Source organism: Clostridium sp. FP2 (genome assembly GCF_011065955.2).
GTDB classification, from domain to species: Bacteria; Bacillota; Clostridia; order Clostridiales; family Clostridiaceae; genus Clostridium_AD; species Clostridium_AD tagluense.
The window spans coordinates 4,059,435-4,081,174 of the sequence record NZ_JAAMNI020000001.1 but is presented as its reverse complement, the minus strand read 5'-3'; the positions used below and the strand labels follow the sequence as shown (position 1 = coordinate 4,081,174).

The 21,740-nt window shown below is 31.1% G+C and carries 20 protein-coding genes; 11 read left to right on the top strand and 9 right to left on the bottom strand.

What is annotated here, in order from left to right:
• Window positions 1-6 precede the first annotated feature (6 nt).
• From rsxA to rsxC, 5 genes are read right to left on the bottom strand one after another with little or no spacing between them, the layout of a single operon-like run.
• Window positions 7-594 (bottom strand): electron transport complex subunit RsxA, encoded by a 588-nt coding sequence (gene rsxA, locus G9F71_RS19440; protein ID WP_164950517.1) that lies wholly within the window; start codon window positions 592-594, stop codon window positions 7-9.
• Window positions 595-628: 34 nt separating this feature from the next.
• Window positions 629-1,321, bottom strand: a complete 693-nt coding sequence (gene rsxE / locus G9F71_RS19435) for an electron transport complex subunit RsxE (protein WP_164950516.1) — start codon at window positions 1,319-1,321, stop codon at window positions 629-631.
• Window positions 1,321-1,893 (bottom strand): RnfABCDGE type electron transport complex subunit G, encoded by a 573-nt coding sequence (locus G9F71_RS19430; protein ID WP_164950515.1) that lies wholly within the window; start codon window positions 1,891-1,893, stop codon window positions 1,321-1,323. The genes rsxE and G9F71_RS19430 overlap by 1 nt, the downstream gene beginning before the upstream one ends.
• Window positions 1,894-2,814 carry an RnfABCDGE type electron transport complex subunit D gene (locus G9F71_RS19425; protein WP_164950514.1) on the bottom strand — a complete coding sequence of 307 codons (921 nt, stop codon included), beginning with the start codon at window positions 2,812-2,814 and terminating at the stop codon, window positions 1,894-1,896.
• 15 nt (window positions 2,815-2,829) lie between these two features.
• Window positions 2,830-4,152 carry an electron transport complex subunit RsxC gene (gene rsxC, locus G9F71_RS19420; RefSeq protein WP_164950513.1) on the bottom strand — a complete coding sequence of 441 codons (1,323 nt, stop codon included), beginning with the start codon at window positions 4,150-4,152 and terminating at the stop codon, window positions 2,830-2,832.
• Between the two features lie 400 nt (window positions 4,153-4,552).
• Between rsxC and G9F71_RS19415 the strand changes: the two genes are divergently transcribed.
• The 3 genes from G9F71_RS19415 to G9F71_RS19405 all read left to right on the top strand — a co-directional run bounded on the left by G9F71_RS19415 (window position 4,553) and on the right by G9F71_RS19405 (window position 8,854).
• The gene (locus G9F71_RS19415) at window positions 4,553-6,199 is read left to right on the top strand and encodes a YceG family protein (RefSeq protein ID WP_164950512.1); all 1,647 of its coding nucleotides are present in this window, start codon (window positions 4,553-4,555) and stop codon (window positions 6,197-6,199) included.
• Between the two features lie 100 nt (window positions 6,200-6,299).
• Window positions 6,300-7,400 (top strand): toxic anion resistance protein, encoded by a 1,101-nt coding sequence (locus tag G9F71_RS19410; protein WP_125002647.1) that lies wholly within the window; start codon window positions 6,300-6,302, stop codon window positions 7,398-7,400.
• A 128-nt stretch (window positions 7,401-7,528) separates the two neighbouring features.
• Complete coding sequence (locus tag G9F71_RS19405; RefSeq protein ID WP_164950511.1) at window positions 7,529-8,854, top strand: replication-associated recombination protein A; 1,326 nt, start codon at window positions 7,529-7,531, stop codon at window positions 8,852-8,854.
• A 28-nt stretch (window positions 8,855-8,882) separates the two neighbouring features.
• Here G9F71_RS19405 and G9F71_RS19400 read toward each other — a convergent pair whose 3' ends face one another.
• Complete coding sequence (locus G9F71_RS19400) at window positions 8,883-9,224, bottom strand: hypothetical protein (protein ID WP_164950510.1); 342 nt, start codon at window positions 9,222-9,224, stop codon at window positions 8,883-8,885.
• A 30-nt stretch (window positions 9,225-9,254) separates the two neighbouring features.
• A complete protein-coding gene (locus G9F71_RS19395) occupies window positions 9,255-9,743 on the bottom strand; it encodes a YtxH domain-containing protein (RefSeq protein ID WP_164950509.1) in 489 nt (162 codons plus the stop codon).
• A 306-nt stretch (window positions 9,744-10,049) separates the two neighbouring features.
• On the opposite strand from G9F71_RS19395, the gene G9F71_RS19390 reads away from it, so the two are divergent.
• The gene (locus tag G9F71_RS19390; protein WP_164950508.1) at window positions 10,050-10,784 is read left to right on the top strand and encodes a lysophospholipid acyltransferase family protein; all 735 of its coding nucleotides are present in this window, start codon (window positions 10,050-10,052) and stop codon (window positions 10,782-10,784) included.
• Window positions 10,785-10,822: 38 nt separating this feature from the next.
• Here the strand turns inward: G9F71_RS19390 and G9F71_RS19385 are convergent, their stop codons facing one another.
• Window positions 10,823-12,430: a Na/Pi cotransporter family protein gene (locus tag G9F71_RS19385; protein WP_164950507.1), complete on the bottom strand. Its 1,608-nt coding sequence runs from the start codon at window positions 12,428-12,430 to the stop codon at window positions 10,823-10,825.
• A 359-nt stretch (window positions 12,431-12,789) separates the two neighbouring features.
• On the opposite strand from G9F71_RS19385, the gene G9F71_RS19380 reads away from it, so the two are divergent.
• Window positions 12,790-14,823, top strand: coding sequence for a methyl-accepting chemotaxis protein (locus tag G9F71_RS19380; protein WP_164950506.1), 2,034 nt, complete (start codon window positions 12,790-12,792; stop codon window positions 14,821-14,823).
• Window positions 14,824-14,922: 99 nt separating this feature from the next.
• Here the strand turns inward: G9F71_RS19380 and G9F71_RS19375 are convergent, their stop codons facing one another.
• Window positions 14,923-15,459 carry an ECF transporter S component gene (locus G9F71_RS19375; protein WP_164950505.1) on the bottom strand — a complete coding sequence of 179 codons (537 nt, stop codon included), beginning with the start codon at window positions 15,457-15,459 and terminating at the stop codon, window positions 14,923-14,925.
• A gap of 333 nt (window positions 15,460-15,792) precedes the next feature.
• Between G9F71_RS19375 and hcp the strand changes: the two genes are divergently transcribed.
• From hcp to ptsP, 6 genes are all read left to right on the top strand, one after another.
• A complete protein-coding gene (hcp, locus tag G9F71_RS19370; RefSeq protein ID WP_164950504.1) occupies window positions 15,793-17,436 on the top strand; it encodes a hydroxylamine reductase in 1,644 nt (547 codons plus the stop codon).
• 115 nt (window positions 17,437-17,551) lie between these two features.
• Window positions 17,552-17,710, top strand: coding sequence for a polynucleotide phosphorylase (locus tag G9F71_RS19365; RefSeq protein WP_164950503.1), 159 nt, complete (start codon window positions 17,552-17,554; stop codon window positions 17,708-17,710).
• A 287-nt stretch (window positions 17,711-17,997) separates the two neighbouring features.
• Entirely contained in the window at window positions 17,998-18,834 is an 837-nt protein-coding gene (locus G9F71_RS19360) for a PRD domain-containing protein (protein ID WP_164950502.1), read from the top strand.
• Window positions 18,835-19,128: 294 nt separating this feature from the next.
• Window positions 19,129-19,629, top strand: coding sequence for a PTS glucose transporter subunit IIA (locus G9F71_RS19355; RefSeq protein WP_224626500.1), 501 nt, complete (start codon window positions 19,129-19,131; stop codon window positions 19,627-19,629).
• A 13-nt stretch (window positions 19,630-19,642) separates the two neighbouring features.
• Window positions 19,643-19,903 (top strand): HPr family phosphocarrier protein, encoded by a 261-nt coding sequence (locus tag G9F71_RS19350; protein ID WP_125002626.1) that lies wholly within the window; start codon window positions 19,643-19,645, stop codon window positions 19,901-19,903.
• A gap of 61 nt (window positions 19,904-19,964) precedes the next feature.
• Window positions 19,965-21,674 (top strand): phosphoenolpyruvate--protein phosphotransferase, encoded by a 1,710-nt coding sequence (ptsP, locus tag G9F71_RS19345; RefSeq protein ID WP_164950501.1) that lies wholly within the window; start codon window positions 19,965-19,967, stop codon window positions 21,672-21,674.
• Window positions 21,675-21,740 lie beyond the last annotated feature (66 nt).

Below are 21,740 nucleotides of genomic sequence, written 5' to 3'. Positions count from 1 at the left end.
ATCCATTTAAATACCCCCCAATTTTAAACCACTAAAGCCTAAAAATGCAATAGCCATGAGGCCAGCTGTAACTAGTGAAATAGGAAGACCTCTAAAGCATAGTGGCATATTATCACTCTCTTCCATTCTTTCTCTTAGACCTGCAAGAAGTACAATGGCAAGCATGTAGCCAGAAGCAGCTCCAAGAGCATTAACCATGGATTCTATTAGGCTATATTTTTCACCTATATTTATAACTGCCATACCAAGAAGAGCGCAGTTAGTTGTTATTAATGGAAGATATATTCCAAGTGCTTTATAGAGAGTCGGTTGAGTTTTCTTAATAACCATCTCAACAAATTGCACTAGTGCTGCAATAACTAGTACAAACGCTAATGTTGATAAATAGGTTATATTTAAAGGGACTAAAACCCAGTTGTAGACTCCATAGGTCATAAATGAGGCTAAGAACATAACAAACACTACTGCTAGTCCCATACCTTTTGCAGTCTCAGTTTTTTTAGAAACTCCAAGAAAAGAACATATTCCAAGGAATTTAACTAACAAGAAGTTATTTATCAAAAATGCACTTATAAAAATTGAAAAAAGTTTCATCTTAATCCACCTTTCTTAAAAATATTAAATAAATTTATTTTTTACAACTATGAGCACAAGAACCACACCCAGTACACTCACCAGTTTCTGGATTAATTTCATGAAAATGTGCAATTTTATTGTTAACTTTGTTTGTTTCATTTATTGCCTTTTGATTTAATAGAGCCATTAAAATTCCAAGGGTAATAAAAGCTCCAGGGGCTAAAATCATAATTATAGCAGGCTCAAAGGAATTTCCCAATAGTTTGAATCCGTATATTGAACCAGCTCCTAGTAATTCTCTAATTGCACCTAAAATAGCTAATGCTACCGTAAAACCAAGTCCCATTCCTATAGCATCAAAAATTGATGGTAAAATTTTATTTTTAGAGGCATAGGATTCAGCTCTTCCAAGAATTACACAGTTAACAACTATAAGTGGGATGAAAATTCCTAGTGACTTATATAGAGAAGGAACAAAACCTTGCAATAAAAACTGTATCAATGTAACGAAAGCAGCTATTATTGTAATATATGCAGGTATACGAACCTTATCAGGGATTACTTTTCTTAATAATGATATAAAAAGGTTAGAACCAATTAACACTGCTGTAGATGCTAGTCCCATACCGATACCATTTTCTACACTAGTAGTAACAGCTAGTGTAGGGCACATAGCTAGAACTTGCACAAATATTGGATTTTCAGTAACTATACCATTTTTTAATCTTTCAGAAAATACGCTCATTATTTTTTAGCTCCTTTCAATGAAGAGTTGTAAAAATCAATAGCATCGTTAACACCAAGAGTTACAGCCTTCGATGTAATAGTGGCACCTGTAAGAGCTTGTATTTGATTTTCTTTTGAAGGAACCATTTTTACAACTTCTAATTTATCTTTTGTAGGTTTATTTTTATATTGATCTGAAAATTTAGGTGTTGGAGCATTAGCACCAAGACCAGGAGTTTCAGTGTGAGATAAAATTTTAATTCCAGTAACTTTTCCTTCAGTTGATAGTCCCACCATTATTTCTACAGGGCCAGCATATCCTTTTGGTGCAACTTTTATAGCATATCCAGCTATTTCAGTACCTTTAAGGCCTGTATTAACCTCAGAAATTTTTTCATTACCTTGAATTTTTACATCTGCTTTTTCAAACTTATCAGCGGTAGGTAATATTGCTTTCATAGCAGCTTGTTTATCAGCTTCTATGGATGCAGCGATAGGTGCTTTAGTTATTTCATAGGCACCACCTAGTAAGAATCCTGCAACTCCTGTAATTAAAAGTAAAATTAGACCTAATTTTATATTCTCTTTCAATTATTTCACCTCCCCAAAAATACGTGGAGCAGTAAACTTATCTATAAATGGAACAAATAAGCTCATTATTAGTATAGAATAGGATACTCCTTCAGCATAACCACCATACAAACGTATGATTGTGGTTAGAAGTCCACAACCAATTCCAAATATAAGTTGTCCTTTTTTTGTCATTGGTGAAGTTGTATAATCTGTTGCCATAAAGAAAGCACCAAGCATTAAGCCACCAGCACAAATCTCATATAATGCATCTGCATTCATGAAGCCACCTCTACCTAATATAAGAGTTAAAATAAATACTGAGCCAATATATGAAACTGGTGTATGCCAACTTATTACTTTTTTATAAAGTAAATAAGCTGCGCCAATTAGTAAAGCAAGTACAGAGGTTTCACCAATACAACCGCCTACATTACCAATAAAAATGTTCGTCAGACTAGGTAATTGACCTTCACCGGTTTTAAGTATTGCAAGTGCTGTAGCCGCTGAAACACCATCAACAGTAAAATTAGTCATATGAACTGGCCAAGAGGCAAGTAAAAATGCTCTAGCAGCCAAAGCGGGATTCATTATATTTTGTCCAATTCCGCCGAAAAATTGTTTTACAATAATTATTGCGAAAAAACCTCCAATTGCAGGAAGCCAAAGTGGAACAGCAGCTGGCAAGTTAAAAGCTATTAACAAACCAGTTACAACAGCACTAAGGTCGCCAATTGTAACTTTTCTGTGAGTAAATTTTTGCCATAATGCTTCTGCTGCAATACATGAGAGCACAGATACCAATGTAACTAAAAATGCTTTCATTCCAAAAAAATATATTCCAGCAAAGGTAGCAGGTATTAATGCTATTATTACGTCTCTCATTATACCCTGCACAGAATCATTTGATTTTATGTGTGGGGATGAAGATACTGTATACATATAATTCACCTCTATCTATTTTTTTCTTCTATTAATATTTATTGTTCGTTTGCCTTCACGGCAAGTTTGAGTTAAATGACGCTTAGCGGGACATACATAAGAGCAACAAGCACACTCAATACAATCCATTCCATGATATTCTTCAAAAACCTCATATTCTCCTCTTAAAATTAAAGAGTTAAGTTTTGTAGGGTTTAAAAACATAGGACAGACACTCATGCATTTTCCACATCTTATACAACTGGATTCTTGCTCTAATTTAGCTTGCTCTTTTGTTAAACAAAGAATCCCTGAGGTTCCTTTTATTACAGGAACATCTAAAGAGCTTAGGGTTGTTCCCATCATAGGTCCACCTGAAATTACTTTAACAGGGTCCTCTTTGAATCCACCAGCAGCTTCGATAACTTCACTCATAGAAGTTCCAAATTTAACTCTTAAATTTAAAGGGTCTTTAATTGCTTCGCCAGTTACAGTTAAAACTCGTTCTATAAGGGGTTTGCCATTTACTACAGCGTTGAATATCTCAAACACTGTATCAACATTTTGAACTATGCAGGAAACATCAGCAGGAAGTTTTCCAGAAGATAGCTCTCTACCAGTAATTGCATAAATCAATTGTTTTTCTGCGCCTTGAGGGTATTTTGTAAGCATCGAAGTAACTTCTACATTATTAATGTTTGCTGTGGCTTTTTTCATAGCCTCAATTGCCTCAGGTTTATTAGTTTCTATTGCAATATATCCTTTTACACCAGGAAACATTTGAAGAATAATTTTTAATCCCTCAGCAATTTCATCTGTTTTTTCCAATAGCATTCTGTAATCACAAGTTAAATAAGGTTCGCATTCGGCAGCGTTTATTATAATGCTGTCGATGACTTTACCTTCCGGCGGATTAAGCTTAATATGTGTTGGAAAACCTGCTCCACCCATACCTACTATGCCGGCTTCTTTAATGATAGCCAATAGTTCATTTTTGGATAGCTTTTCATAATCACTGTGAGGAACCATAGTAAGTACTTCTTCGTAAATGTTATCGTTTTCTATAATAACTGAAGATACCATAGTTCCATTACTATGTAGTCTAGGGGTGACATCCAATACTGTCCCAGATATGCTTGAATATATTGGTGCAGACACAAAAGCTTTGGATTCACCTATTTTTTGTCCGACGCATACTCTATCACCTTTTTTTACTAGTGGATCGCAAGGCGCTCCTATATGTTGTTGCATAGGAAATACTAAATTGCCTTTTGGAAGCAAATCTTGAATTGCTTTGTGCATACTTAAGTCTTTTTTGTCGCCAGGGTGAATACCTTTTTTGAAAGTCAAAAGTCCCATAATAAACCTCCTTGTAGTTCGTTTTGGACCTAGCAATTATAAATTGTTATGCCCTTGTATTTATAGGGTAGATAACAATAATAAATCGATAGTTACCTTATAATTATTATTATATAACAAAATTATATAAAATAATGCAAAAATGATATGGTTTTATTGTTAAAGTGTATTTAAAACGCACTTTAACATATATATTACACCATTTGTTAGTATAAAAGTATGCTTTTTAAGAAAAAAAATGAGGAAAATAAAGTTATATTATTCTGAAAATTCTAAATAATCTATATTGAATTGGGATTTTTTCAATATATTATAATGAACAACAGGAGATTAATATGGTATAATTAAAATAGAAAAAACTATATTTACGAGAGTAAACAATTAAAAAGGTAAGGTGAATATGGAGAAGAATAGTTTAAATAATCTAGAGATACACAGTGTGAATTTGGACATGGATGAAGATATCATAAATAGTTTAAAAACAGAGATTTATAAAAGAAACAAATTCAAATATAATTCCAATGTTGTAGATATTCCAAATTATTTTTATAGATTTATAGGTATAAAAAACAGTGAGATTGATTACTATGATAATTTATATAAATTAGATAAAGAACTAAAAAGAATTGGAGCAGGTTACATTCGATTTAGTGAGGGGTTAGATAAAAACATTAGCATAAGACTTCAAAATGTATTGAATGATATTTGGTCAAAGGCAGGTCATGTGGAAAGTATGGATGTGTCTACAATTATAAATTTAATAAGTGATAATGGACTTTTTCCGGATTTACCTAATAAAGTTTTGCTAAGGCAAGTTAAAAACAATTTGAAGGGGCTAATAGAATATTATATTAAGAGCAACGAGACAATGGACAATCAGGATATTAAACTTATTATAAATTATATGATTCATTGGATAAAAATTTATTCCAAAGAGCTATTTCAAAAATTTGACTATACGAGTATTAATCCTAAAGTGGTATTTTATGGAGAAATTTCAAAAACAGAGGTTTTCTATTTGATTTTACTATCAACTTTGGGCTGTGATATTTTATATTTTAATCCTAAGGATTCTGGAAGCTTCCAGGAAATTGATAAATACAATGCTTTTTCTAAGGAAATTGTTTATAATTATAAAGAGGAAATAAAACCTTTTCCTACTGTCACGGAAGATAGGATTAAGACAAGTGCCTACAATGCTAAGGAAGAGCTTAATAAAACACTGTTTACAGATGATTCAGGGTTTTATAGACCTTGGCAATTTGCAGATTATAATTTGCAGGCGGTAACCCTTAATACTACCTATGAAGAAATATATATATGGATGAAGGAAAAAGCATATATAAGGGAAGGATGGAAAGTTAAAGAATCAACTGTAGTCGTGCCTAATATGTTTTCAAAAGTATGTGGCACTCATGAGGATATTGATATTTACTGGAAGGAAATTAATGATGTATTAACTCAAAAACATACAAAATTTTATAATGAACTACCTATAATGGATGTAGTTCATTTGGAATATGGGAAGTTTAATCTAATATATCCTAATAATGCTTTTTCAGAATTTAACGTAGAGGAAATGCTTAATTCATCTTGGTGGAAATATAAGGAGTTAAGATTTGGACTTCAAAAAAATATGGCCCGAAAAATTAAAGAACTATGCTTAAGTCCTGTAATAATAAATGTTGAACAGGAAGATTTAAGGGATTTGCAAGTGGATATTTTCTCAGTACTTATAAATCTAGATGGAGAAGTACTTGAATTATTGCAATCCTATGATTACCCAGAGGAAGTTCCCAAAATTATAGTTTATAATAATGAAGAAAATGGGAATTTATCTTTTGAAGACTGCATAATGCTTACCTTTATGAATTCTATGGGAGTAGATATAATCATATATAACCCATCAGGATACAATGACATAGAGAATTTTATTTATCAACATAAATACGATATTCACAGATTAGAAAATGTGAGCTTCGAATTGCCCTTTAAAAAATATGTGGAAAAGAAAAAAGGTTTTTTTGAAAAGTTTTTCCGCAGCTAATATTTAAAGTAGTTAAGAGTGGAAAGTTAATTTTGATTTTTATGCTAGGGCATAAAAATTTGAAAATAAATCAGGAAAATAGATAAGAGGAGTGAAAAACATGGAAAACAGTAATGGAGTACTTATAATCAAAGACGAGAACATTGAAAATGAGGATATACAGAAAAAGGCTATTAGCATAAATAATCAGCTTAAAGTCTCACCACAAGTGATGCAAATTGCATCAAATTTAAATATTAAAGATGCAAATGCCATATTAGAATTTGGAAATGAACCAGCGCAGCAAATATCAAAATTTGCAGATCAAATATTAAACTCTATTAAAACCAGTAGTGTTGAAGATTCAGGTGTTATGATAAAGGAACTTACAAGCATAATGAAAAAGTTTGATAAACAAGATTTTGAAGAAAGCAAAACTAGTTTTCTTGGAAAGTTATTTAGTAAACCAGCTAAGGCCATAGATAAAATGATGGGTAAGTATAAAACTATTGGAGGAGAAATAGATAAAATTTATACCCAGCTTAGTGGATATAAGGTGGAAATAAATAACTCTAATTTAATGCTTGAAAATTTATACAATCAAAATTTTGAGTATTATGGAGAGTTAGAAAAATATATTGCTGCAGGAAATATGATTGTTGAAAAAAGTGAAAGTGGAGATCTTCCTAAACTTGAATCTTTAGCAAATAATGGAGAACAAATAAATATAATTAATTACGAAAATTTTAAAGCTACTCTTGAAATGTTAAAACAGAGAATTTATGATTTAGAAATGGCTAAAATGGTATCATTACAAACTGCACCTCAGATTAAAATGATTCAAAGGGGAAATTATAAATTGATATCTAAAGTGCATTCAGCGTTTATCATAACTATACCTGTATTTAAAAATGGAATAATTCAAGCCATTGCATTAAAAAAACAAAAGCTAGTAGCGGATTCACTAGCAGAGCTGGATAGAACTACTAATGAGTTATTAATGAAAAATGCAGAAAATATAAGAAGTCAAAGTGTGGATATAGCAAAACTCTCTGGGGGAACCAGCGTAAAAATTGAAACTTTAGAGAAAACTTGGAATACAATTATGCAAGGTATTGAAGAAACAAGGAGCATTGAAGATGAAAATAAGAGGTTAAGAGAAGCTGGAATAGTTAAACTACATGAGATGACAGAAAAACTAAAGCAGAAATCAATAAGATAGTAGTTTTATGAATTATAATAAGTTAGAAAAACAAAATAAGGGATTTGGGCCCATGAAAATAAATAACAAGTCAAATAGTCTACCCTATTGACTTGTTATTTATTTAAATGTGTCTAATAGGTGATCATATGGATATATTTGAATTACAAGCGGAAAAAAATTTATTAAAAGATGCACCACTTTCGGAAAGATTAAAGCCAGGAAAATTAGAAGATTATGTAGGGCAAGGGCATATTTTAGGCAAGGGAAAACTTTTGCACCGGGCGATTATTGCTGATAAAATAACTTCATTAATACTTTATGGTCCACCAGGCACAGGCAAAACTAGCTTGGCTAAGGTTATTGCAAATACAACAAAATCTAATTTTGTTAGACTTAATGCAGTTACAGATGGTCTAAAAGAATTAAGAGAAGTGGTGGCTACGGCAAAGAATGATTTAGGAATGTACGATATTAAAACTATCTTATTTATAGATGAAATTCATAGATTTAATAAAGCTCAACAGGATGCATTATTACCCTATGTGGAGAAGGGTACAATAGTATTAATTGGGGCAACCACAGAAAATCCATATTTTGAAGTTAATAATGCATTAATTTCTAGGTCTATGTTATTTAAACTAGAACCCCTGGAAGAAAAACATATTCAAAAGATTATTATGCGTGCACTAAAAGACAAAGAAGTAGGATTTGGAAATGCTAATATTTGTATGGATAGTGTTGCTGTGGATTATCTTGCAAATATGGCAAATGGAGATGCTAGGCGCGCACTTAATGCCTTGGAATTATCAATACTCACTACCGATAGAGATGAGCAAGGCAGAATAAACATAACCATAGAAGTCGCTCAGGAATGTCTCCAAAAAAAACATATAAAATATGATAAAAATAGAGATGAACATTACGATGTGGTTTCTGCCTTTATTAAAAGCATGAGAGGCTCTGATCCTGATGCTACGATTCATTATCTTTCTAGGATGATATATGCTGGAGAAGATCCTAAATTTATCGCTAGGAGAATTGTAATAGCAGCAGCTGAGGATGTTGGAAATGCAGATCCTATTGCGCTACTTGTAGCGAATAATGCAGCACAGGCGGTTCAGTTTGTAGGGATGCCAGAAGCAAGAATTATTTTATCACAAGCTGCAATATATATAGCCTGTGCTCCTAAAAGCAATGCATCTTATGTGGCAATTAATAAAGCACTTAAAGATGTAGAAGAAAAAAATATAGGCGGTGTACCACCTTACTTAAGGGATCAAAGTTATAGTGGCGCAAAGAAATTAGGGCATGGGGTAGGATATTTATACCCTCACGATTATGAAGGAAACTATGTGAAGCAGGAATATTTGCCTGATGAACTAATTGGTACAGTATATTATGAAGCTCTTGATAATGGATATGAGAAAAAAATTAAAGAGCGACTTAAGGCATTAAAAAATAAAGAGAAATAAGGCATTTAAAAAAGTAGGAGTAAAACTCCTACTTTTTATTTGAAAATATTTTTTTTATAATAGTTAAAATATCTACTATGTATACTAAATATTTTTCAATAGATTCGGTTGCTCCAAGAGCAGTGGCAGTTGTCTGCACTACTACTTCAGTAACATCTTTTATATTGTCAGTTACTTCATATAAATTTCTAAAGGTTTTTGGTAGAAATTCTAATATTTCACCAATACTACCTTCATTGTTCTTGATGATTGAATTTACGCTTGATATAGTTTTAATAAGTTTTAGAAGTCCTATTATCAGTATAATTAAAATGACTATACCAAGAAAAATTAACAGGCCTTGTCCTAATTTAAAAAAGTCAACATACATTAATAGCACCACTATTCTTTAAAATTTTAGTTATTTTTTAGTATCTTGTTCAACTAGATCAGTTTGTCCTAAAATGGAATTTAAGTCTTCACTATCTGTTGAAGCTAGGTTATCCACTGTTTCAAAGACTGCATTTGCTGTCTTTTTTTCATTTAGATATTGAGAAACTTTAACTTTAGCGTCTGTTACATTATCTTTAGCGTCACAAACTTTATTGTTTATAGCGTCCTTAAGTTCTGTACTTTTTCGTTTGATTTTGACTTTAGCATCTGTTACATTATCATTAATAGTTCCTTTAAGTTCTATGGTTTTTTCTTTAATATTATTTGTAATCTCTTTTGATGAGTTGGCAATATCTTCTCTATTTTCTTTACCAGATTTAGGGGAAAAAAGTAGACCACCTAATAAACCACTTACACTACCAGCTGCAGTTCCAATAAGTATTTTCTTTGCAGTTTGAATTCTTAATTTTCTTTGTTTTTCTTTTTTCTTTTTTTCATACCATTTTGTAAGTATCATAATTGTTGCCTCCTTTAAAGATAGAAAACTTTATACCATAATATAATAATATACTTTATCTAGTTTTTGTCAATCTATAAAGAAAAATGTAACAGAAATGTAACCTAAATGTAAAAAAAATACACTGATAAGCATAAATTATTACAAAGTTATATCAATTTTTTGTTATATTTGATAGAATACAAAAGGTATATTTGTGTATAAGTGGTCTTGTAAAATAAACTACTAAGTATAAGTAGTTTGGTTTTAGTAGTGTAGTGTCCATAAAATGTGATGATAATTGAAGAAATTACTAGGGGGGAATTTATGATAAAATTATTATGGTATTTATATTTTTCGATATATTTGTGTATTTCATCTCTTAGCTTAATTAAAATAAAATACATACAAAAAAAATCACCTAATGATGCTGAAATACTTGCATATAAAGCATTGCAAAATATTGCAAAATTTGTTTTGAGGGTAACTAAGACTAGTATGAAAGTTAGTGGTACTGAAAATATACCAGTGGAGAATTGTGTTTTTATAGCAAATCACCAAGCTATTTTTGATGGCTTTGCATTGCTTGCTCATATTAATAAGCCTTTTGGGTTTGTTGCTAAGAAAGAGATAAAAAAAATACCGTTGGTTAGTAGTTGGTTAAAAGCAATAGGATCAATTTATATAAATAGGCAAAGTCCTAGAGAATCAATTAAAACTATTCAAGAAGGTGTGGAAAAGATAAACCAGGGATATTCTATGATGATTTTTCCGGAAGGTACAAGAAGTCTAAAATCTAAAATGAATTCATTTAAAAAAGGGAGTATGAAACTTGCAACAAAGTCTAAAGCTTGTATAGTACCAATAACCATAGATGGAACTTATAATGTTTTGGAAGTAGGCAGAAAAGTAATGGGAAACAAAATAAGTATGGTTATACATAAACCTATTTATCTTAATTCATTAAGTAAAGAGGAGCAGCAGAATTTAGGAGAATATGTACAGAATATAATAGAAGAAGAATTAAACAATATATGTAAAATGAAAAAGAGTAAGACTTAGTGTTAAACTAATTTCCTACTCTTTTTTCTATTCTAAATTTATTTGGAATTAACCACCATTTGTGCAATATTATTTGAATGGTCTCCAACTCTTTCAAGATTAGTTAATAGCTCTAGATAAACAGAGCCACCAGCTGGTGTGCATTCAAGATTATTTAATCTAGTTATATGATCACTTTTAAATTGTTTTTCCATGTCATCTATATTTTCTTCTACATCCATGGCTTTGTGAGCAGATTCTAAATCAGAATTTTCGAGTGCTACTATGGCATTATCCACACAGTATTTTACAGTTTCGAACATATGTGTAACATCAGATATTGCTTTTTCTGAAAAAGTGAGTTTACTATCCATTTTCAATCTAGCAAGCTCACCTAAGTTATCAGCATGATCTCCGATTCTCTCTATATCATTTACTACATGATATAATGAAGTAATGATCTCAGATTGATGTTCTGATAGTGGTGTATTTGAAAGGGATACCATATAACCAGTTATTTCTCTTTCAAGATAATTTATGGTAACCTCATGCTCACTAACTGAGTTCATCAAATTTTCATCGGAATTTAAAAAGGCTCCCATTGCATTAGAAAGATTTTCAGAGGCAAGCTTCCCCATTCTACTAACTTCCTTAATAACTTGTCCAACTGCTATAGAAGGAGTTTCGAGTAGTCTTACATCTAAGTATTCCAGTACTAGAGCAGTTGATTTTTCATCCTCTCCAGGTACTAATTTATTAACAATTTTAACTAAGACACCTATAAACCAAACTTGAATAAATACATTTGATAAATTAAACAATGTGTGTGCGTTGGCAATTTGCCTTTGAATATCTCCACCAAACATTGGAACAATTTTTAATACTGGTCTGAAAGCTAGCATAAACATTATTGTGCCTGTAACGTTAAAAATCAAATGTATAAGTGCAGCTCTCTTAGCATTCTTAGTTGTTCCTATACTTGCAAGGAGAGCAGTAGCACAAGTTCCGATGTTATCTCCAAAAAGTATAGGGAGTGCAACGCCAAGTGTGATACTACTATTTGCAGCAAGAGCCATTAGTATTCCAATAGTAGCACTACTACTTTGAACTGTTGCTGTCATACCAAGACCAACAAGAACCCCCATGAGTGGATGTTTCCCGAGTACTAGAATAAGGTTTTTAAAGCTATCTAGTTCGCTTAAAGGCCTCATAGAACTTTCCATCATTGTCATACCTACAAATAATATACCAAAACCTAAAACGATTTCGCCAATATCTCTAGTTTTTTTCTTCTTGCAAAACATAACTAAAACGGCACCTATAGCAAGAATGAAGGGTGCTATATCTGTAAGTTTAAAGGCTATAAGTTGAGCTGTCATTGTAGTACCAATGTTTGCTCCCATAATAACCCCAGCAGCTTGGAATAAATTCATAAGCCCTGCATTTACAAAACCTACAGTCATTACTGTAGTTGCGCTACTACTTTGAATAATTGCAGTAACCCCTGCACCCACAAGTACAGCGAAAAATCTATTGCTAGTTAGAATTTCCAGCATTCTTTTTAATTTTTCTCCAGCAGCCTTCTGAAGACCATCCCCCATAAGCTTCATCCCGTATACAAATAGTCCTAAACCACCTAAAAGTTGAAAAATCATTTTATAATCCATATTAGCTCTCCTTTTAAAAAGAATATTTCTCATGTTTCCTATGAAATTTTATCACAGTAATGTTAAGTTAGCGTTAAGTTTTTTATAGTTTATGTTAATTGTTTTACAATTTTGAACAATATTTTAAGAAACATTACAAAAAGTTAAGTTCTGGTTAACTTGAAAATATAATGGATAAGAATTATAAGAATAAAATATTACAAAAAAAACCAGTAAAGAATATAAAAGGCCATTAAAGGGAAAAAAATTACAAATTACGACGGAAAATATTGACAAACTTTTGAGTATTCTGTATTATGTAATAAATACGGAATATTTAGAAAAAATTAAACAAAAGACAAATATGAGGAGGAGAAAGGGTGGAAAAATTTAAGGGTATTAAAACGAAACTAGGTTTAAAAAGTAGTATAAAATTTAAATTGATTTCAATGTTCATAATTTTAATTACCATTCCGGCGTTTATTTCCAGCATGGCTTCTTATTCAAAAGCTAATAATATTTTGAAAGAAAATTTAAAGGGTTCTACACTTGAAACTGTTAAACAAACAAAACAAGCAATACAAAATTATGCTAATTCATTTGAACAAAGTGCAATTCAGATGTCATATGATCCTAATATACAACAGATAAGTACTCATCCAGAGTATTTACCAAAGATAACAGAAAGTTTTAAAGCTTTTATGGAATCACATAAAGATGTACAAGCAATTTATATTGGAACAAAAGATAAAAAAATACTTCTATACCCTCAGAAAACATTGCCTAATACTTTTGATGCAACTTCAACAGCTTGGTATAAACTAGCTGTGGAGAAAAATGAAGTTTCTTGGACAGATGCATACATTGACTTAAATACAAAATTACCCGTTGTATCAGTTGCAATTCCAATAACAAATAGGTTTAATAGCAATGAATTTGTTGGAGTGCTATCAATGGATATTTCACTGGAAGTTTTATCAAAAAACACCAATAGTATTGTCGTTGGTAAAAAAGGATATATCAGCATATTAGATGGTAAAAAGAATATATTAACACATAAAAACAAAGATGTAATCGGAAAACCAATGTCAATAGAGGCAGTAAATAAAGCAATTGTTGAAAAAAAAGAAGGGGACGTTGAATACAATTGGGAAGAATCAGGCGTTAATCAGAATAAATTTGCCTCATTTACAACAATTGATAAATTGAATTGGACTATAGTTGCGACTATGTATATGAATGAAATTCAAGCTGATACTAGTTCAATTTTAACGAATAATTTATTGATTGCTCTTGGATGCTTAAGTTTAGTTGTAATAATTGCTGTATTATTCTCTAATAGTATAATTAATCCACTTAAAAGTTTATTAAATTATATGGAGAAAATTAAGAATGGAGATTTTTCTGTTAGAATTAAAATTAAATCTAAAGATGAAATGGGACAGCTCGCATCAGGGTTTAATGACATGATAGAAGATGTAGGCAATTTAATAAAAAGCGTACAAGTTGTCTCTGATGAAGTAAATGGATCTTCTGAAACTTTAGCAGCTACTTCGGAAGAAACTAGTGCTTCTAGTGAAATTGTAACAAAAGCAGTTCAAGAAATTGCTATTGGAGCTTCTGAGCAGGCATTAGAAGCGCAAAAGGCAGTAGAACTTACTGTAAGGTTATCTGATAAAATTAATGCGCTTCAGCTTAACACAAGCAAAATGATATCAACTACAGAAGAAGTACATAAAGTGAATTTAAAAGGTGTTGAAGCGGTAGGTGAATTAAAGGGGAAAAATGCTTTAAATGAGAAATCTATAGGAAATATCGAAACTGCTATACTAGCATTAGACAACAAAGCTAAAAATATAACAAGTATCCTAGGAACTATATCAGCAATAGCTCAGCAAACCAATTTATTAGCTTTAAATGCATCTATTGAAGCTGCTAGAGCTGGAGAAGCTGGGAGAGGCTTTGCGGTGGTGGCAGATGAGATAAGGAAGCTAGCAGAGGGATCAAGTGAGGCTACTAAAGAAATAAATGAGATTGTAAACAATATACAAAGTGAAAGCAGTAAAACTGTTGAAATAATGAAGGAAGTAAAAACTATATCAAGTCAGCAGTCATATTCAGTAGATGAAGTTAATGAGTCCTTTGAACGCATATCTTCTTCTATAAAAGAAATTACTAAAAATATAAAAGATTTTAGTAAGTTTGTTTACGAAGTAAACAGTGATAAAGATTCAATTGTTGATACAATAGACAATATATCTGCTGTATCAGAGCAAACAGCTGCAGCGTCACAAGAGGTAACAGCTTCAATGGAGCAGCAGGGCTTAGCAATACAAGAGGTATCAATTGCAGCTGAAAAACTCAATGAACAAGTACTTAAACTTAATAGTGAAATTGAAAAATTCAAAATATAAATTACTAGCAAAACTAAGGATTTTTCAAGGGACAGTTAAAAACTATTTGATGTGATGTATTTAATGAAGTAAATATTCCCACTTAAAAAAGAGAAAAGTCTATACGTAGACTTTTCTCTTTTTTAAAATTTCAATTAGTAGTAATGCAAAAGCTCCTCCAATGAGTGCAGTTATAAGCTGTGGTATACCCATGCCAATTATAAGTCTATTCGCTATTTTTGCAGGTATATTTAGCTGGAATAATGTGATAAGCTTTGATGCAGAAATCCATAAAAATATATATTTTATAAAAGCACCAATTATAATTCCTAAGTATTTGCCATATTTACCTCGGTTACTTATAGTTACAAAGCTAAGAATAAATAATATGTTACCAATAATTATAAAGGGGATAAATGGTCCAAAAGCGCTAGGAAGTTGTCCAGTTAACCAAGCTAGTAGTGGAGTTAAGCAGCCTACTAATACTCCAAAAACACCTCCGCAAATTGCAGCTGTGAGTATAAGTACTGCATTAATAGCTGGTCCAACAAAAAATTGGCTTATTTGAGGTGCAGTTTTTCCTATTACCTGAAAAACTATAGCTATAGCAAGAAAGAGGCTAGCTTTTACTAGTTTATTAATGTTTAAATTTTTCATGGTATTTACTCCTATTCCTATTATTCTTATATAATAATACCATATTAATACATAATATTCAATAGAAGGGTTAGTGTTTATATAGTTCTAAGTAATTCATATTATATTTATTATTATGTACAGGGTTATGTATAAATAAATTATAAAAATTATATTTGTGTAACATTTGTTACCGACTTTACATCTTTATAAAAGTATACTAAAGGTAGTTCAAAAATAAGTATCAAATTGTTTATAGATCTATTAATTATTCAAATCAATAAATTTAAAATATATGGAAGACAATTATACGAAATTATTGTCATTCCGAAAAAATATTAGGAGGAATTTACAATGGGTATGTTTTGTTATCAATGTCAAGAGGCTTCAAAAGGAACAGGTTGTACATCGCGAGGAGTCTGTGGTAAAACGGATGATTTAGCTAATATGCAGGATTTATTAATTTATGTTTTAAAAGGAATATCAATTTACGCTACAAGAGCAAGAAAATTAGGAGTGGAAAACCAGGAAGTAAATAAGTTTGTAGCAAATGGATTATTTATGACTATAACAAATGCAAATTTTGATAAAACTAGATTTATAGAAACAATAACAAAAGCATTAGAATTACGTGAAGTAATTAAGCGTGAACTATTAAATGCTGGTGGAGTAATAGAGGGTAATTTGCCTGAATGTGCAACATGGACAGGTAGTACTTCAGAGTTTGAGAGTAAATCTATGAATGTTGGAGTACTTAAAACAGAAAATGAAGATGTAAGATCACTAAGGGAACTTGTAATTTATGGTATTAAAGGAATAGCAGCTTATACTGAACACGGATATAACTTAGGGTATGAGAATAACGATATATATGCATATATGCAAAAGGGGTTGGCACAAACCACTAATGATAGTTTATCTGTTGATGAATTGGTGGCATTGGTACTAGAGTGTGGTAAATATGGAGTAGATGCTATGGCACTATTGGATGAAGCTAATACTACTACTTATGGAAATCCTGAAATTTCAAAGGTGAACATCGGAGTTCGAAATAACCCTGCTATATTAATTAGTGGACATGATCTAAAAGATATGGAAGAACTATTAAAGCAAACAGAGGGAAGCGGAGTAGATGTATATACTCATAGCGAAATGTTACCAGCAAACTATTATCCAGCTTTCAAAAAGTATAGTAATCTTGTAGGTAATTACGGAAATGCATGGTGGAAACAAGACTCAGAGTTTGAAAGTTTTAATGGTCCAATACTCATGACAACAAACTGTATTACTCCTCCAAAAAATTCTTATAAGGATAGAGTTTATACTACAGGAGCAGCTGGATTTGATGGTATGAAGCATATACCAGATAGAAAAGACGGAAATGCAAAAGATTTTTCAGCTATAATTGCACATGCTAAAAAATGTAGTGCACCAATTGAAATTGAAAGAGGAGAAATAGTGGGAGGTTTTGCTCATAATCAAGTACTCGCACTAGCTGATAAAGTTGTAGACGCTGTTAAAACAGGAGCAATCAAAAGATTCTTTGTAATGGCTGGTTGCGATGGAAGAATGAAAGGCCGCGAATATTATACTGAATTTGCAAAGGAACTACCAAATGATACAGTTATTTTAACTGCTGGATGTGCAAAATATAGATACAATAAATTAGAACTTGGAGATATTGGTGGCATTCCTAGAGTTCTAGATGCAGGACAATGTAATGATTCATATTCATTAGTTGTTATAGCAATGAAACTTCAAGAAGTATTTGGTCTAGATGATATAAATGAATTACCAATAACATACAATATCGCATGGTATGAGCAAAAGGCCGTAATAGTTCTACTCGCATTATTACACTTAGGCGTTAAAAATATCCACTTAGGACCAACATTACCTGCATTTCTGTCCCCAAATGTTGTTAATGTGTTAGTTGAGAACTTTGGAATAGCTGGAATAGGAACTGTAGAAGAAGATATAAAAATGTTTATGGCTTAAAAATTTTAAGGGGCGCTCTAATTAATTTAGGGTGCTCTCTCATAATTAGCTTTATGGCTTAATAATTTTACATAAGAATAAATTTTAAGGGTAAAATAATTATGAGGTGATTTTAATGGATAAAGAGTACTTAAAAGATTCTAAAGACATAGCATATGCTGATTTATCACAAGGAGAAACAGAAAAATTAAAAGAACTAGAGAGAACTTTTAATAGTGAATTTCAATGTGATTATTATCTTATGGTGATGAAAGACCACAGCATAAAATCCTGACAAAAGTCAGGATTTTATTTAAATTATAGTAAACATTAGTGGTTTAATATGTTTAAGTGTGAAACAGCTCATATGTATAAAAATTACTTATGAATAATAATTATGTTATATTATACAATCTTAAAATGAGAATATGGTAATTTAAAGAAGAAAATTGTGATTTAAAGAGTATAGTTAACAAAAAACGACAGAATAAGGGCTAATATTTTAAATTTTAAGAATATATTTTAAAAAACGCTTGAATAATTTCAAAATGTATTTTAAACTATAGAAGAGGTAATGTTAATATGGATATTGATTATAAAGTATTAAAATCTCTTAGTAGCAATGTTGTTGTTTCTGAAAAAGATAGTAATGTCTATGTTCTTTTTGGTAAAGGCATAGGTTTTGGTAAAAAACCTGGTGAGCGTATAACTAAAGAGAGTACCATAGAGCAGAAGTTCATTAAAATTGACGATAGTGAAAAAGACAACTATGTTGAAATTGTTAAGAATGTAGAAGGTCAAATTCTAGCAGTAACAGAAGAAATAATTTCTCTTGCGGAAGATATTTTAAAAGAAAAGTTAACTTCACGTATACATGTTGGCTTGGCTGACCATATTAGTTTTGCAATGAAAAGAATGGAACTTGAAATCGATATAGTTAATCCTTTTTTGAATGAAATACAGACGCTTTATCCTGATGAATATAGCATAGCAGAAAAGGGTTCAAAACTTATTAAAGAAAAATTAAATGTAGAGCTCCCAGAAAGTGAAATCGGTTTTATTACCCTTCATATACATTCTGCTAGAGCTAATGTGGAAGTGTCTCAAAGTCTTAAATATACTAGAATCATTAAAGAAGTAATGGAATATATTCAAGAGATACTTGGAATAAATACTAATCAAAAATCCATGGAGTATGCGCGGCTAGTGTCTCATTTAAGATATGCATTAGATAGAATAGAAAATGATAAGGTTTTAAAAAATGTAATGTTAGAATCCATTAAAACTTCAATGAGTGAAGAGTTTGAAATTTCTAAGAAGGTATGTAAGTTTATATCGAAAAAGCTTTTTAAAGAAGTTTGTGAAGATGAAATTGGATATATGTCATTGCATATCTATAGATTAAAGCAATCAAATTAAAAAATAATGTTTATATTATTAGGTGTGTCACTGATTAGATCAGGCATTAACCATATAAAATGCTTTTATGCATATTATTAGGTTGTGTCTTTTTTTTTAAAAGAATACTTCAATAGTAAATATTAAGCTACTAAGGTAGATTAAGCTACTAAGGTAGATTCTTAATAAATGTATTTAAAATGCTAAGCAATGCACAAACTAATATTTATATATAAGTTAAAATTCAAAGTGAAATATCATAATAAAGTAATTTTAGGAAGATAACAATTGTTATCTACCTTAGAGAAGGCGAGGATGATAAAAATGTTTGGTTTTTTCAAAAAAAATAAAGAAGAAAATAGTATAATTATAAAATCTCCAGTTGTGGGAAGATGTTTTGACATATCAGAAATACCAGATGAGGTTTTTTCTACAAAAATGTTAGGTAATGGAATAGGATTTGAATCTACAGAAGGAATTTTATATGCTCCAGTTGATGGCGAAATCCTTCAAGTATTCCCTACAAAACATGCTATGGTTTTAAAGAGTAAAGATGGTATAGAAATATTACTTCACATAGGTATTGATACAGTAGAAATGAAGGGTGAAGGATTCGAAGCTTTTGTCTCAAAAGGACAACAAGTCAAGGCTGGAGATAAATTATTAACTTTTGATAACGACTTAATAAAAACTAAGGCTAAATCTAATTTATCTGTGTTAGTGCTTACAGATAATGAAATAATGGAATCAGTAGAATTTAAACTAGGGACTGTAGATAAAAATAATGAAGTAATAATAATAAAATTAAAAAAATAGGGGTGCGTATATTATGATGGAAAAAAAAGCAATAGTTAAAAGTGAAACAGGAATACATGCAAGACCAGCATTATCAGTAGTTAAAGAGGCTTCTAAGTTTAAATCAGAAGTGCTTATAGTAAAAGATGGTAATGAATATAATGCCAAAAGTATAGTAGCTATAATGTGTATGGCAGCTGTTAAAAATGATGAAATAACAATAAAAACTACTGGTGATGATGAAGAAGCAGCAGCAGTAGCTATGGTAAAACTTATAGAAGAAGGGCTTGTATAATAACAGGAAAGCAATTGATAATTGTTACCTTCCTAAGATAACTACTAGGAGGAATTAATGTATGTTAAAAGCAATAGGTGCATCCTTTGGAATAGCTATAGGTAGAGCATTAGTTATTAGCGAAGAAGTTGTAGAAATAAAAGAAAGTAAAGTTGTGGACTCAGAGCGAGAGCTAGCTAGGTTTAATAATGCAGTGGAAGAAGCAATGATGCAACTAGAAAAAATAAACAAAGATGTGAAAGAAAAACTGGGCAGTGAAAAAGCAGAAATATTTGAAGCGCATTTGTTTATGCTTAAAGATCCAGAGTTCATAGGTTCTATTCAAAAGAAAATTGCCAGTGATAAATTCAATGCGGAATATTCACTAAAAACTGTAGGGGATGAAACAGCAGCTATTTTCGAGCTTATGGAAAATAAGTATATGACAGAAAGAGCAGCAGATATTAGAGATGTAAGTAAAAGAGTGCTAAATATATTAATGGGCATAAAAATAGCCTCAATTGCAGAAATTCAAGAAGAATGTATATTAATAGCAAAAGATCTTACTCCTTCAGATACAGCACAGATTGATAAAACTAAAGTCTTGGCACTAGTAACTGAAATAGGAGGAAAAACTGCTCATACTTGCATTATCGCACGCTCTTTAGAGCTACCTGCAGTTGTAGGTGTTGGTGCTAGCATAAGTAAGATTAAAGATGGCGATTTAATTATTGTAGATGGAGAAGAAGGATTAATTATTATTAATCCTGAGGAGAAAACTCTAAATGATTATAAAGCTAAAAAAATTGAATTTACCGAATCTAAAAATCAGCTACTTAAATATGCAACTATGCCATCTAATACATTAGATGGCAAAGCAGTAGAGCTAGCTGCCAATATAGGATCTGTAGAAGACTTAGAATCTGTACTCAAAAATGGTGCAGAAGCTATAGGATTATTTAGAACAGAGTTTTTATATATGTCAAAAACAGCTCTTCCAACTGAGGAAGAACAATTTGAGACATACAAGTCAGTTCTTGAAAAGATGAGTGGAAAACCTGTTATTATAAGAACTTTGGATATTGGTGGAGATAAGAAATTAGATTATCTACCTATGAAGGAAGAAATGAATCCATTTTTAGGATATAGAGCTATAAGACTTTGTCTTGATAGAACAGATATATTTATAACACAATTAAGAGCTTTACTCAGAGCATCTACCCATGGCACTCTTAAGATAATGTTTCCTATGATATCTTGTCTTCAGGAACTTCGAATGGCTAAAAAAATATTAGAGCAGTGTAAAAATGAGCTTAAATCAGAGGGCGTAGTATTTGATGAGAACCTTCAAGTGGGTATTATGATAGAAATACCTTCAGCGGCATTAATATCAGATATATTAGCTAAAGAGGTAGACTTCTTTAGTATAGGTACTAATGATTTAATTCAGTACACTACAGCAGTAGATAGAATGAATGAGAAAATATCATATTTATATGATTTTTATCATCCAGGGGTTTTAAGACTTATTAAAACTGTAATAGATAATGGACATAAAGCAGGGATAATGGTAGGTATGTGTGGAGAAATGGCCGGAGACACAAAACTTATTCCTTTATTACTTGGATTTGGACTAGATGAATTAAGCATGAGTGCCTCTTCAATATTAAGAGCGCGGAAAACTGTTACAAATTCTAATTACGAAGACTGCGTAAAGCTCTCAAGGCCAGTATTATCATTTGGGGATTCAGATGAGATAAAAGAATTTCTAAAAGTTAGTACTAAAGCATAAGACTTATACTAACGTATAAATATATAATAAAAAGCAATCTATTCTTAATTAAGGATAGGTTGCTTT

Bases quoted from the DNA above. Each gene is read 5' to 3' on its own strand.
- rsxA (WP_164950517.1), bottom strand. From the start codon at position 594: ATGAAACTTTTTTCAATTTTTATAAGTGCATTTTTGATAAATAACTTC.
- rsxE (WP_164950516.1), bottom strand. From the start codon at position 1,321: ATGAGCGTATTTTCTGAAAGATTAAAAAATGGTATAGTTACTGAAAAT.
- G9F71_RS19425 (WP_164950514.1), bottom strand. From the start codon at position 2,814: ATGTATACAGTATCTTCATCCCCACACATAAAATCAAATGATTCTGTG.
- rsxC (WP_164950513.1), bottom strand. From the start codon at position 4,152: ATGGGACTTTTGACTTTCAAAAAAGGTATTCACCCTGGCGACAAAAAA.
- G9F71_RS19415 (WP_164950512.1), top strand. From the start codon at position 4,553: ATGGAGAAGAATAGTTTAAATAATCTAGAGATACACAGTGTGAATTTG.
- G9F71_RS19410 (WP_125002647.1), top strand. From the start codon at position 6,300: ATGGAAAACAGTAATGGAGTACTTATAATCAAAGACGAGAACATTGAA.
- G9F71_RS19405 (WP_164950511.1), top strand. From the start codon at position 7,529: ATGGATATATTTGAATTACAAGCGGAAAAAAATTTATTAAAAGATGCA.
- G9F71_RS19400 (WP_164950510.1), bottom strand. From the start codon at position 9,224: ATGTATGTTGACTTTTTTAAATTAGGACAAGGCCTGTTAATTTTTCTT.
- G9F71_RS19395 (WP_164950509.1), bottom strand. From the start codon at position 9,743: ATGATACTTACAAAATGGTATGAAAAAAAGAAAAAAGAAAAACAAAGA.
- G9F71_RS19390 (WP_164950508.1), top strand. From the start codon at position 10,050: ATGATAAAATTATTATGGTATTTATATTTTTCGATATATTTGTGTATT.
- G9F71_RS19385 (WP_164950507.1), bottom strand. From the start codon at position 12,430: ATGGATTATAAAATGATTTTTCAACTTTTAGGTGGTTTAGGACTATTT.
- G9F71_RS19375 (WP_164950505.1), bottom strand. From the start codon at position 15,459: ATGAAAAATTTAAACATTAATAAACTAGTAAAAGCTAGCCTCTTTCTT.
- hcp (WP_164950504.1), top strand. From the start codon at position 15,793: ATGGGTATGTTTTGTTATCAATGTCAAGAGGCTTCAAAAGGAACAGGT.
- G9F71_RS19365 (WP_164950503.1), top strand. From the start codon at position 17,552: ATGGATAAAGAGTACTTAAAAGATTCTAAAGACATAGCATATGCTGAT.
- G9F71_RS19360 (WP_164950502.1), top strand. From the start codon at position 17,998: ATGGATATTGATTATAAAGTATTAAAATCTCTTAGTAGCAATGTTGTT.
- G9F71_RS19355 (WP_224626500.1), top strand. From the start codon at position 19,129: ATGATAAAAATGTTTGGTTTTTTCAAAAAAAATAAAGAAGAAAATAGT.
- G9F71_RS19350 (WP_125002626.1), top strand. From the start codon at position 19,643: ATGATGGAAAAAAAAGCAATAGTTAAAAGTGAAACAGGAATACATGCA.
- ptsP (WP_164950501.1), top strand. From the start codon at position 19,965: ATGTTAAAAGCAATAGGTGCATCCTTTGGAATAGCTATAGGTAGAGCA.